The organism is Psychrobacter sp. CR212, assembly GCF_059693765.1.
Genome location: NZ_JCATIF010000002.1, coordinates 339,443 through 351,841 on the forward strand (window position 1 = coordinate 339,443; position 12,399 = coordinate 351,841).

The 12,399-nt window shown below is 43.1% G+C and carries 10 protein-coding genes; 3 read left to right on the forward strand and 7 right to left on the reverse strand.

The window, feature by feature from the left end:
- Positions 1–101 precede the first annotated feature (101 nt).
- The 3 genes from AC58CZ_RS05760 (at position 102) to AC58CZ_RS05770 (ending at position 3,524) form a co-directional block, all read left to right on the forward strand.
- Positions 102–821 carry a hypothetical protein gene (locus AC58CZ_RS05760; protein WP_494223780.1) on the forward strand — a complete coding sequence of 240 codons (720 nt, stop codon included), beginning with the start codon at positions 102–104 and terminating at the stop codon, positions 819–821.
- Between the two features lie 39 nt (positions 822–860).
- On the forward strand, positions 861–1,964 hold the full coding sequence (leuB, locus tag AC58CZ_RS05765) for a 3-isopropylmalate dehydrogenase (RefSeq protein ID WP_494223779.1): 1,104 nt from the start codon (positions 861–863) through the stop codon (positions 1,962–1,964).
- 294 nt (positions 1,965–2,258) lie between these two features.
- Positions 2,259–3,524 (forward strand): L,D-transpeptidase family protein, encoded by a 1,266-nt coding sequence (locus AC58CZ_RS05770; RefSeq protein ID WP_494223778.1) that lies wholly within the window; start codon positions 2,259–2,261, stop codon positions 3,522–3,524.
- A 256-nt stretch (positions 3,525–3,780) separates the two neighbouring features.
- Here AC58CZ_RS05770 and infA read toward each other — a convergent pair whose 3' ends face one another.
- The 7 genes from infA to dinB form a co-directional block, all read right to left on the reverse strand.
- Positions 3,781–4,002: a translation initiation factor IF-1 gene (gene infA / locus AC58CZ_RS05775; protein WP_021814850.1), complete on the reverse strand. Its 222-nt coding sequence runs from the start codon at positions 4,000–4,002 to the stop codon at positions 3,781–3,783.
- 121 nt (positions 4,003–4,123) lie between these two features.
- Complete coding sequence (truA, locus tag AC58CZ_RS05780; RefSeq protein ID WP_494223777.1) at positions 4,124–4,963, reverse strand: tRNA pseudouridine(38-40) synthase TruA; 840 nt, start codon at positions 4,961–4,963, stop codon at positions 4,124–4,126.
- A 43-nt stretch (positions 4,964–5,006) separates the two neighbouring features.
- Positions 5,007–6,092, reverse strand: coding sequence for an asparaginase domain-containing protein (locus AC58CZ_RS05785; RefSeq protein WP_494223776.1), 1,086 nt, complete (start codon positions 6,090–6,092; stop codon positions 5,007–5,009).
- A gap of 173 nt (positions 6,093–6,265) precedes the next feature.
- Positions 6,266–7,948 carry a FimV/HubP family polar landmark protein gene (locus AC58CZ_RS05790; protein ID WP_494223775.1) on the reverse strand — a complete coding sequence of 561 codons (1,683 nt, stop codon included), beginning with the start codon at positions 7,946–7,948 and terminating at the stop codon, positions 6,266–6,268.
- 51 nt (positions 7,949–7,999) lie between these two features.
- Positions 8,000–9,790 carry a FimV/HubP-related protein gene (locus tag AC58CZ_RS05795; protein ID WP_494223774.1) on the reverse strand — a complete coding sequence of 597 codons (1,791 nt, stop codon included), beginning with the start codon at positions 9,788–9,790 and terminating at the stop codon, positions 8,000–8,002.
- A gap of 113 nt (positions 9,791–9,903) precedes the next feature.
- Positions 9,904–11,106 (reverse strand): tRNA preQ1(34) S-adenosylmethionine ribosyltransferase-isomerase QueA, encoded by a 1,203-nt coding sequence (gene queA, locus AC58CZ_RS05800; protein WP_494223773.1) that lies wholly within the window; start codon positions 11,104–11,106, stop codon positions 9,904–9,906.
- Between the two features lie 190 nt (positions 11,107–11,296).
- Entirely contained in the window at positions 11,297–12,382 is a 1,086-nt protein-coding gene (gene dinB / locus AC58CZ_RS05805; protein ID WP_494223772.1) for a DNA polymerase IV, read from the reverse strand.
- Positions 12,383–12,399: the final 17 nt, after the last annotated feature.

A 12,399-nucleotide genomic window follows, 5' to 3' on the forward strand; every position in this document is an offset into this window, starting at 1 on the left:
GTTGAGTTATGGCGGTGAACTGGCTAAAATGAAGGGTAGTTTTTGACACATTTTATTATCTTCCTTATAAATTATCTTTCTGATAAACAGTAGCCGCCATTATGAATAAAAAACGTTATGCTCTATCGACAAGTACGATTGTTGCTGCAAGCTTATTTTTGTCAGGCTGCCAGCTATTGACGGGCTATCAAAAAATAGATGAGGCAGAAAGTGCTAAAGCGTGGGTAGGTAAGATCCAACCCGTTACTGGCGAAGTAAATATCGCGTGCGTGGGTACTTACCACTGTGAAATCGTGCAAATAGATAAGACACTGGTTATTTCTCCTGATAATCATGAGCCAGTTAATCCTCAGATTGTAGAGGTTTTACCAAGTTATAAAGGCACTGCAACGCCCCAAATGAGCATAGAGATGACACCGCTCATGAGTAAAAACTCTATAAAGATAGTGCCATTAGCCGCATCTGGTATGCCAGGGTTGACCAACTATTACGCACGGGTGATGCCTGCAAAACGTGAAGTCCATGTCAATTTTTATCCAGAGAATAACATGGGATATGTTGAGCGTTTTGCGATGATTCATGATTTTGCGGACGCAGGTACTTATCAGCTGCGCGCTTATCAAAAGAAAAGCAGTGAAAAATCTGGCAGTTTATTGGATACAGCGTCGCCTGAGCCTCTATGTATTGATCTATTACAAGGTAATAAGGTGCAGCGTCGATTCTGTAAACAGATAGGGTCTGAGCACCAAGGTGAGTTTGTAGAGACAGGCATGGTCAGAGCAGTGACGTCAGCATCTAAACCTAAAACGACCACAGCGTAATAAAAATTAATTGATAAAAATATATCCAAAAGGATTAGTATGGCAACGATTTTAACATTAGCGGGCGATGGTATTGGCCCTGAAATCATGACTCAAGCCATCGACGTGCTCAAAGCCGTCAATGAGAAGTTTTCACTTGATTTGACATTAGAGTCTGGATTGATTGGTGGTGTGGCTATTGATGCCACAGGTGAGCCTTTACCTGATGAAACATTAGCGCGTGCACGTGCAGCAGATGCTGTATTATTAGGCGCTGTCGGTGGCCCTAAATGGGATACGATTGAACGTAGTAAGCGCCCTGAGCGCGGTCTGCTTAAAATCCGTGGTGAGCTGGGTTTGTTTGCCAATTTACGTGTGGCAAAGCTTTATCCGCAGCTAGCCAATGCGTCAAGTATCAAGCCTGAAATTATATCTGGTTTAGATTTGCTGATTGTTCGCGAACTGACAGGTGGCATTTATTTTGGCGAGCCACGTGGTATTCGCACATTAGAAAATGGTGAGCAGCAAGGCTATAACACGATGGTGTATAGCACCAGTGAGATTCAGCGTATCGGTAAAGTTGCTTTTGAGTTAGCAAAAACCCGTGCCCAAGCCGCAGGTACAGCTGCCAAGGTATGTTCAGTAGACAAAGCCAACGTCTTAGAAGTGACTGAGCTGTGGAAACAAACAATGATTCAGATGCAGCAAGCAGAGTATAGCGATGTGGCGTTATCCCACATGTATGCTGACAATGCTTGTATGCAGTTGATCAAAGATCCTAAGCAGTTTGATGTCATGGTAACAGGCAATATGTTTGGTGATATCTTATCTGATGAAGCGGCAATGTTGACCGGTTCTATTGGTATGTTGCCATCAGCGAGCTTGGATGAGTCTGGCAAAGGTATGTATGAGCCATGTCATGGTTCTGCGCCTGATATCGCTGGGCAAGATAAAGCCAATCCATTGGCGACTATTTTGTCTGTCGCTATGATGCTGCGTTATACCTTTAAGCAAGAGGAAGCCGCACAAGCGATCGAGCAAGCAGTCAGTGATGTGCTTGATGATGGTCTGCGTACGCTTGATATTTTAGACAGCAGTGAGGTTGGACTCAAGCAAGTGGGCTGTCAAGAGATGGGGCAAGCGGTATTGGCTAAACTGGTATAAGTCAGCTAATCTAATGTAGACCATTTTAAGGTAGTTTTTACAGTTTAATCTCGTTCATTTTATACCCATAAGTTGCTGAGCAATTTATGGGTTTTTTCTGTTATATGGTATTGAGTCATGCCTTATTGTAAACGGATCAGTGTGTTTGTTCACCCTCTTAACAAATGCACAGTAGGAAGAGTCAGTTATTAACATAAAGCTGTTAGGGAATAATGGCAAGACTATGGCAATATATTTCTATAATAAATTTTTCGATATTTTTCGATATATGGTAATTATTTAGGGAGTTTTTTTATGTCTCAATTACTTAAGGTTAGCAGCCTTGTTATAGCGATGGGTACAGCGTCCGCATTATTAGTAGGTTGTAGTAGCAATGCTAATAATAGCGCACAAACGGCTAATGACAGCAAGTCGTCTAATAGTGGTATGACAGGCACTACAACAGATAATAATAACAATGCAGGAACCGAAGCAAAGATAAGTACTAGTAGCAACCAATCTACTAGTAACCAAACTAATAGCAACAGTATCGATGCTGATACGATGGACAGCACGATGACTGATAGTAACGATATTAGTCCAGTAACCAATGGTGTTAGTCAGCAAATAGAGGGTAATAGCAAAGCCGCAAATTCGCTAAATGAATTACTAACCAAAATTGAATACAGTACAGAAAATCTATCAGAAACTGCTAAAAAGGTAAATGAAGCAACATGGAAAGCTGATACCAAAATTGATCGTAATGTTGGCACCAAATTACAAGCGCTACTGAACTGGAATCATAGTGGTGTGGGTGCAGTGGATGGCTATTGGGGCAAAAACACGCGTAAAGCCATGCAAGCTTTTCAAAAAGCTCAAGGATTACCAGTAACTGAAGCGGTCAATGAAGAGACGTGGCAAGCATTGACTAAGAACTCTACGCTTACTTCACAGCCTGTATTGGTCAGTTATCAGCTGACAGATGCTGATGTGAATGTCAAAACTACCCAAATTCCTGCTAGTGCTGAAGCCAAAGCCAAGCTAGATGGTATGTATTATGAAAGCGTCCTTGAAGCCTTGGGCGAAAAATTTCATATCAGTCGTGATTATCTCAAATCGCTTAACCCAAATGCCAGCTTTAAAAGTGGCGAAACCATCATTGTCTATAACCCAGGAAACCCTAATACAACACCAGTGAGCCGAGTGGTCGCTGATAAAGACACGCAAACCCTATATGCATACGATGACAGTGACAATCTGGTTGCCAGCTATCCAACCACAGTAGGTAGCACAGCAACACCTTCACCAACGGGTACGCATGAAGTCAAAGTCAAAATTCACGAGCCAAATTATACCTATACTAGCGATAATGGCAAAAAATCTATTATCCCGCCAGGCCCTAACAATCCCGTTGGTGTGGTATGGATTGGCCTTAGCAAACCATCGTATGGCATTCATGGATCACCCGATCCTGAACGTATCAGTCGTCAGGCATCAGCAGGTTGTGTTCGCCTCACTAACTGGGATGCACTGAGCCTATTAGGTGTTATCAAGAACGATGCCACTGTCGAGTTCAAATAACTCATCGTTTAATTATTTCATAAAACGCAGACAAAAAAATACCGCTGAAATTTAGCGGTATTTTTTATGGTAAAACAAACAGCGAACACGAAATAGCTAAAACAGTGATAGGCAATAATGAGCAGGTTAGCGTTTTCATTATTATTATCAGTCAAACCACTCAAGCGTCTATATCAGCTATCAGCGATAAAGTAGCTATTTGGTTATTGGCTGTATTTTTATAAATACTTTTATAACCATATGAGTTGGCGAATATTTAGTTTTTACCACGGTAAGTAATACGACCTTTAGATAGGTCATAAGGGGTCATTTCAACCTTAACTTTATCACCTGTCAAGATACGAATATAGTGCTTACGCATCTTACCTGAGATGTGTGCAATGATTTCGTGTCCGTTTTCTAAACGAACTTTGAACAAAGTGTTAGGAAGGGTATCAATGACTTCGCCTTCAAATTCGATAATATCGTCTTTTGCCATAATTTGTATCAATCAATTAAAAATAAGCCCATATTATACGTAAGTTAGCAGATTAAAGCAATACAGAACCTGGTTTTGACTTGACAGCATGTAAGTGATATGTATGCTAATTTACACTGATTTAATCAGGTAAGTTTAACCAAATCGGTGTGAGGGGTGCCTGCGGCAATAGGCGCTGGAAATGCTCAGGATAATAGGCATTGATGAAATACAAGCCATCCCCTGAGGCCGTAGGCGGCGCAATTGTCCGATCCTCTTTGCTCAAGATGTTTAAAAAGTCTGCTGGCTCTAACTCATGTCTGCCAATCGCGTATAGCGTACCCATCAAGTTACGAACCATGTGATGCAAAAATCCATCTGCCTGTATATCGAACACTATAAACTGACCATGAGCGAAAAGGTCGGCATGACTGACGGTACGTACTGGCTGATTGGACTGACAGGCTGCCGCACGGTAGCTGCTAAAATTGTGAGTACCAACGATATCGGCAGCTGCCTTTTGCATCGCTGCTAGGTCTAAAGGCTCATAGATATGGGTAACCTGATGATTGAGTATCGCAGGGCGCTGCGCTTGATTAAGGGTGATATAACGATAACGACGAGCAATCGCACTAAAACGCGCATGGAAATCAGCTGGCATCGGCTGAATCCAGCGCAAAGCAATATCGTCAGGTAGTAGGCTATTGACACCGCGTAACCAGTTATGAGTAGGGCGATACGCATGCGTCGTAAAATGAGCAATCATATTGCTGGCATGGACACTAGCATCAGTACGTCCAGCGGCGATGACTTCGACGGATTCATTGGCGACCTTGCCGATAGCGGTTTCTAGTGCTTCTTGTACACCCAGCACTTCTCGTTGCCGCTGCCAACCATGATAGTGCGTACCCAAAAACTCAATCGCAATCGCCAAAGTATAGGTTGGTGAACGTTCAGGTTCGATAGTTTCGATCTTAGACATTTTGGTTTCTAAGCTTATAAAGTTGGAATTAATTAAAGAGCATTTATCGCTTTTTGATGCTTGTGCCAGGCTGACTGACATTATTCAACCAGCGCTGTCGACGTCTTGCTGGACTGTCATAGCGCAGTAGCAACCATAACAACCGTGCATAAATAGCAGGGATGGTTAAGCGTCCACCAGCAATAACGTGGTAGTCATATTGCCAACTGCCTGCCGCGTAGCTGTCGCTCACACCGCCAAACGGACATTGACTGGCAGATATCACCATGTGTCCATGCTCGTGAACCAGATCAAGCGTCTTTGCTAGTGCAGCCGAATAGGGAATATTCCCCGCGCCAAATCCTAATAGGATAATGCCACAAGGCGGCTGTGATAATAACGCTTGTAGTTGATCATTGAGCACCTGAACATCATTAGGTAAGCAGTATAAAGCATGGATCTTGGCCTGCTCAGCACTTGCTTTGATATTGGGTAGTAAGTCTTGCTGATCATCAAGCCAATGCTGCCTACGGGTATCTGAGAGATTTCTTATATAACTATTGGCTGGATACGCTGCTCGAGAATGCCCAGTAAATGCCATAAGGTCATGACTGTGAATTTTTTGCACCGTTTGTGCAGGCCACGATTCGCCGCCAAAGCTAATCTTGACACCTGATTCACCAGCCGTAGCTAGTTTTAATGAGTCGTTAAGGTTGCCCCAAGCGTCGCTATGAGCATCGATATCGTAGGAGTGAATCACTTCACTATCTAATAACGGCCGCATACTTCCAGTGACCACAATACAAATATCGCTACCGGCAAACGCTTCTGCTAAAAATGCACCTAAATAACTCAACGTGTCAGTGCCACTAATCAGGACAAAGCGTCTATCACCTTGATTATAAGCATTCAGTAATAGCTGATAAAAATGTACAAAATCAACTGGCGTAAGCTGGCTGCTGTCTTTAATCAGCGTGTTGTCTAGCCATGAAATTTCTGGTGAACCAGTCGTATTGCCTTGCTCAGCCAATAGTTTTTGTAGAGTTGGCAAAAAGATATCTGCCGATAGCGGCGCTAGAGGTTTGCCATAGCTACCAAAGGTGCCACCAGCATAGATTAATTGAATGGGGTCAGACATAGTTTTGGTCATAAAAGAAGATGGCATAGTATCAACACAGTAAACAATTATGAAAAAAGAAGCGCCAGAGCGTTTATTAGTGACAGGTTGAGAGGTCAGTAATAGATAGTATCAGAATTAAATGCAAAAAATCAGCAAGCCTCCGATAATAAGAGATACTTGCTGATAGGCATTTAAACGACTGATTATGCTGTGCGCTCAAGTAATAGTTGTGCTTGTTGTTTCTGCTCACTATTACCCTGAGCGATCACTTCATTAAGCAAACGTTTGGCACTGTCATATTCGCCTAATTGTAAATACTGATTGGCTAAATCTAGCGTCACTTGATTGCTATCTAATGATTTTACAAAGTCAAAATCTGCGGCAAAGCGCGATGAAAAATCTTCTGCTGATTCAACCGCTTCATGACTGATATCTGTTTCAAGTTCTGCTGGTGCAACGGTAGAGGCTGGGGGAGTCGCTACAGAAGGGTCTAATGAAGAGCCAGTTTCTATGATATCGAAGTCATCAGCTATAGGCGTGTCATCATCAAATCTTAACGACGTAACTGGCGTGGTATCTGATGCTTCAAAAGCATCAATGTCGGTGTCATCGTTGATCAGTTGTTCTTCAAAACTTAAGTTTGCAACGCTATCATCTTCGAGAGTACTACTGTCATTATCAGCGTTTTCAAAGTCAATATCTTCCAAAACAAAGCCATCAATATCGTTACTTACGTCAGTAGTAGATGGCTCATTAATCGCGAAAGTGTTAACGGCATCAATGTCGTCTGATTCGTCCAGATCGTCTAAAGATAAAGTAAAGTCATCTTCAATGTTTTGGACAGCATTGCTAGAAGCTTCTTCTTCATTTTTATTAACAGAAGCATCTTTATTTGCATCGGCTGCTAAATCATCAAAATCTAAGATGAAGTCGTCTTCTAACACTAATGCTTCGCTTTCACTGTCTTGAACATCTGATACGTCAGAATTTTCAATTAAAGTGTTTTCTGCAGGTGATTCAAAATCGAACTCAAAGTCACTAAGGTCGTTGTCTTCTATGACCTCATCATTCTTGGCCTCGTTATTTTCGATGGTATCAGTATAGTCGCTTGTAGAAATATGAAGGCTATCATCATCTGTGGCCAATGATGTAACAGGAGTCTCATCAGTAGCATTTGACTCATTGAAATCATCTTCTAAGTCACTGAGCGTCAGATCAAAGCTATCGTCTACGTTTTCAGTAGGCTCACTTGAAAACACTGGGCTATCGATAGGTTCATCTATTACAGCATCATTACTATCTTCAATAACAGGACGAGCAGATATGTTAGCTGTATCATCGGCTTGATTAGTAGTAGATAAATCGAAATCTAGAGCATCAAAACCATCGTGATTTTTTTCTGTTGTTGCCTCGTCTTTTACCATTTTTGGTGTCGTTACTGGACTTTGCTCTCCAATATATAAATCTTTTAATTCATCAGCAAGCGTAATAGTTTTTGCGTCATTATGCGCTTTAATAGTGTCATAAACATTATTGAAGTTTTCAGGTTGATTCAACGTAGCATACAAGCCCAGTAACTTAAGAGACAGCTGACTATCGTTAGGCTTCTCACTGAGGCCACGATTGATGGTTTCAATGGCTTTGTCATAGCGCTGCTGATCTATAAAACGCTGTGCAATCGTAATGTGATCAAACTTATTGCTATCAGTTTGAGCGCTTTGAACAGGCGTACCATGATCTACTGTCGACGTGGTAGCAGCAGTACTTCTTCCTAAGCTTGCAGGCGGCGGTGCACTTTGCTTTTGTGCTTTATTTTTGCGCAATAAAAAACCAGCGACTAACAGGATAAGCACCAATCCGGCGATGATATATAGCATATTGTCCATAGTTGTTCCTACTCCTAAGATCACAGCATATTGCGTTGATCCGTTAGGCAATTATTGATTGCGTAGTTTTTTGAGACGAGCTTGTAGCTCAGCCAGTTTTTGATTTTGTAATTGGAGCTTTTTCGTATAGTTGTCAAGCGCGCTGCTGGTTTTTGACAAGCGCTGAGCTTGCGAGGCAGTCTCTTGTCTTGATGCTTTTAGCGCTGCTAATATATCGGTGCTTAGACCATTGCCTTTATCTGCCGCTGATTTCGCCTGAGTGCCATCTGCATTACCATTATGACCAGGGGCAAGGACAGAAAACTGTGCTTGTGACAGTTTCTGTGTTTTAGTGGTAGTCGGTTTCTTAGGTACGCTGGCCGCCTGTACTGTCTCAGACGACTTTTTGGGTGCTGTTTGCGCTGACTTTTTTACCACAGGCGTATTTGCTCTACGACTGTATTGTCTTTGGGCATTAATGGCATCCTCTAAATGTTGCTGTGAAGGGATGACATCGTAGCTGGGTAGGCGAAGCTTAGCATCAGCTTTTAACTGATCAGCATCTTTGTTGATAAAAGCATCAGGATTCTGTGACTGAATCTGTTTCATTACTGTTGGCGTATCGAGATTATTCTCGCGCGCTATCTGCTCCGCGATCACCCACAAGCTATCATTGCGTTGCACCTGATATTGAGTGGTCGCATTCCTCGTTACTTTATTGCTAGCTGTACTTGGATTATTCATAGTTTTGGATGGTACAGGTGATGCTATATTAGCAGGTATATTGCTGCCTTGAGCTGCGGCGATAACACGATTGTCTGAGTCGATTGCACTTTTTGAGTCATCTCTCGCTTTAGTGGTTGTTGCTTTGACAGGTGAGCTTGCCATGAGGTCAGAGTCTGCTTTACTGCTTGGTTGTATTTGGCGCGTCACTTGTATGTTTAGGATATCAAGCTGCTTGTCAGTACTTGGCTTATCCGCCGCAACTACGTTGTTATGAGCGCGCGCCTCAGTACCGCCTTTATCATCAGGTGTCATTGTACCGCTACTACTACTTGCTACACTTAATGCACTGTTATCCGAAGTGTTCACCGAGCTTTGGCTGTTACCAATAGCAGTTGAATGACCGGTATTATTTTTTATATCAGCATTGCTGTTTAAGCGACCATTATTGAGACGGCTAGGTGTATAAGTAAGACTGTTGACCTGTGAGGTAGCCGTCACTGTTGGCGCCTGAATATTAGGTGCTGGTGATGTAGAAGCCAACAATTCAGTCGCTGGTTTGCTTGGTTTTGATAACTTGGGCGAGGATATAGCAGGGGCCGACATCAGTGGCGGCGGCGCGCCTTTTCTGACCGTCAAAGGCATGGCATTACTTGCAGAAATGCTAGGCAAATTTGGCTTCTTGGCACCTGTGGCGATATTCTTACCAGTATTGATAGGTACACTATCTTTTAATGGCATCAGTAGCGTTTTTGGTACCATATTTTGCCGACCATTATCATTAATCGCTAAAACGACATCAGCAAAAGGCTTAGACACAGGCTGTGATGTGGTAATAAACACCTGACCGCTGGTCGCCGAAGTAGGCTGAAAACGCACTGTCATAGAGTCAGTCGGGGTCAAACCCATTTGCTGGTAAATGGTCGAGTTTGCCAAACTGGCAGAAAAGTCAGCTGCGCGAATATTACTGACGACGATGCTCGCTACTAAAGGCTCATGCTGGGCCGAAGTGACTACCGTCTTACCAATGGTTGCTGCTTGTACGCTCGGCACTAACACGGCGGACCCTACAGAACAAAATAGTGCCATCGATACCGCGCGATGTACAGTAGTCAAGCGACGAGATAGATGACAAGACATGAGCAGCCCTTTAGTATAAATAAGTTGTCTTTGCTGTTATAACAAAATACCGTTTAGTTTACCAGTTTATTTCACAACTGTTGTGTCCGATGCACAAAATGTCTTTGTAGTGTTCACTGAGCTTTTTTATCTAGTAGCATGGCATCGCCATAACTAAAGAATCGATACTGTTTTTCGATAGCATGTTGATAGGCGTGTTCAATAGATGCCTTACCTGCGAATGCTGATACTAGCATTAGTAGTGTCGATTTAGGTAAGTGGAAATTGGTCAATAACCGATCGATAACGCCGAATTTGAACCCAGGGTAAATAAATATATCTGTATCGCCTGACCAACTAGAGAGTGCCTGACCGTCAATGACAGTTTTTTGATAAGCCGTTTCGAGAACACGCGTCACTGTGGTACCAATCGCAATAACCTTTTTACCATTCGCGTGCGTTTGATTGATGAGGTCTGCCGTGGTCTGCGGCAAATGCGCGTATTCACTATGCATGGTGTGATTGAGTAGGTTATCTGTTTTGACGGGAGCAAAAGTACCCGCCCCAACGTGCAATGTGACAAAAGCGGTGTTGATACCTTTCTCGTCAAGCTTGCTCAGTACGGATTCATCGAAGTGTAAGCTTGCCGTTGGTGCAGCCACGCTGGCGAGCTTGGCAGGATCATGAAAAACGGTTTGATAACGAGTGTTGTCAGTGTCATCAGCATGGCGCTCAAAGTAGGGCGGGATAGGCAGTTCACCATAAAGCTCTAGATGCGGCAATATCGGCGCATCAAACGCCAAAATGAATAAGTTGTCTTGGCGACCAATCATCGTAGCGCTCATATGACCATCGGCAAGTTGTAAGCGTTGACCAAGCTTGAGCGCTTTGCTGGCTTTTACATGGCAAAGGGCAATATGCTCTTGATTAACTGCTTCATCATTGGTGTCTTTTAGATGCAGTGGCACTTCATCCAAGTCCGAGATACCAACTAGGCGTTCAATCAGTACTTCAAGTTTACCGCCAGTATCCTTTTGACCAAATAAGCGTGCTTTCATCACCTTGGTATCATTAAAGACAATCAGATCTCCAGCCTCTAATAAGTGAGGCAACTCAGAAAACAAACGATCTTCTACACGAGTGTCATTTATTTGAGTACGAGCTGGCAAGTATAAAAGTTTTGAAGCAGAGCGCTGCGCTAATGGGTAGCGTGCAATCAGACTGTCTGGCAGCTCATAGTCATAATCTTCAACGCTCAGATAATCTAAGACGTCGTTGTTTTTGTCGGTATCAGTTGGCGCGTCAGTATCAGCAGAGTCAATGTGAGAGTCGGTCATAATCAGTCTTTGAATGGGTTGGGATTTTGGCACAATTGTAGCAGAAATACCTTTGTGAGAGGATACTTTGCTCAGCAGTAATCATGTATAAGATATGCTTCAAACCTATAAATAGCCTAAGTAAATATTATAGGCTATGTCAACTTACAAAGAAGTTTTTAAAAGAAGTTTTTATCAGTTGTAGACTAATTTACTCGAATAGATTTAGTTGAGGCAGTAACTGAGCGGCAGGTGCTAACGAAGAAAAAGTCACACCAACTAGCCGAATAGGCAGCTGGCGTGGAATATCCAAGAATAGCTTGTCCAGCCAATAATGTGCAGACTCAGCGCTATCAAACGTCGTAGAAAGCGTGTGTGAGCGAGTGATTTGAGTAAAGTCTGAATATTTGATTTTTAGAGTAATGGTATGAGCGACTAACTGCTTTTGGTGCATTTGATTAAAGGCATCGGCGTTTTGCTCATATATTTGGGTGAGTAGCGCGTCATCATCATTTAGATTATCTTTGAATGTGGTCTCTGAACCAACAGACTTGTGCGTGCGTTCAGACTTTACAGGGCGCGCATCGCGGCCATGAGCAATATCATGATAAAACTGCCCACGCTTACCAAATTCTTGTACCAATACCTCAGCGGGCAATCGCCTCAGATCAGCGCCATTATCAACCCCCATCGCATGCAAGCGTCTTGCCGTTGCTTTACCAATACCATGAAACCGCTCAATGGGTAGGGTACTAATAAAGTGATCCGCCTCTTGTGGCGTGATGATGGCTGTACCATTAGGCTTATTAATGTCAGAGGCAATCTTGGCTAGCATCTTGTTGAACGAGACACCAGCAGAGGCTGTCAGACCCGTATGCGCCAAGATTTGCGCACGCAGCCAGTTGGCCATCAATGTCGCTGAGCCTTTATGTACAGACAATCCTGTAACATCGAGATAAGCTTCATCCAAGGACAGTGGCTCGACGCGGGGCGTTAAGCTATGCATAATTTTGCGAATATCGTCACTAACCGCTCGATAGACATCAAAGCGCGGTCGTACAAATATGACATTGGGGCAACGTTTGCGAGCTTCATAGCAAGACATGGCTGAGCGCACACCAAATTGCCGCACCTCATAGCTGGCAGCAGCAACCACACCGCGACCATTTGGATCGCCGCCAACCACCAATGGTTTACCACGCAGCTCAGGAAAATCACGCTGCTCTACACTGGCATAAAACGCATCCATATCGATATGAATGATTTTACGGGAGTTCAATTGAGTAGAATCTGTCATATTCAATATTTTACCTG

Coding starts and splice junctions, on each gene's coding strand:
- AC58CZ_RS05795 (WP_494223774.1), bottom strand. CDS start 9,790: ATGTCTTGTCATCTATCTCGTCGCTTGACTACTGTACATCGCGCGGTA.
- AC58CZ_RS05770 (WP_494223778.1), top strand. CDS start 2,259: ATGTCTCAATTACTTAAGGTTAGCAGCCTTGTTATAGCGATGGGTACA.
- AC58CZ_RS05790 (WP_494223775.1), bottom strand. CDS start 7,948: ATGGACAATATGCTATATATCATCGCCGGATTGGTGCTTATCCTGTTA.
- AC58CZ_RS05785 (WP_494223776.1), bottom strand. CDS start 6,092: ATGACCAAAACTATGTCTGACCCCATTCAATTAATCTATGCTGGTGGC.
- queA (WP_494223773.1), bottom strand. CDS start 11,106: ATGACCGACTCTCACATTGACTCTGCTGATACTGACGCGCCAACTGAT.
- leuB (WP_494223779.1), top strand. CDS start 861: ATGGCAACGATTTTAACATTAGCGGGCGATGGTATTGGCCCTGAAATC.
- infA (WP_021814850.1), bottom strand. CDS start 4,002: ATGGCAAAAGACGATATTATCGAATTTGAAGGCGAAGTCATTGATACC.
- truA (WP_494223777.1), bottom strand. CDS start 4,963: ATGTCTAAGATCGAAACTATCGAACCTGAACGTTCACCAACCTATACT.
- dinB (WP_494223772.1), bottom strand. CDS start 12,382: ATGACAGATTCTACTCAATTGAACTCCCGTAAAATCATTCATATCGAT.
- AC58CZ_RS05760 (WP_494223780.1), top strand. CDS start 102: ATGAATAAAAAACGTTATGCTCTATCGACAAGTACGATTGTTGCTGCA.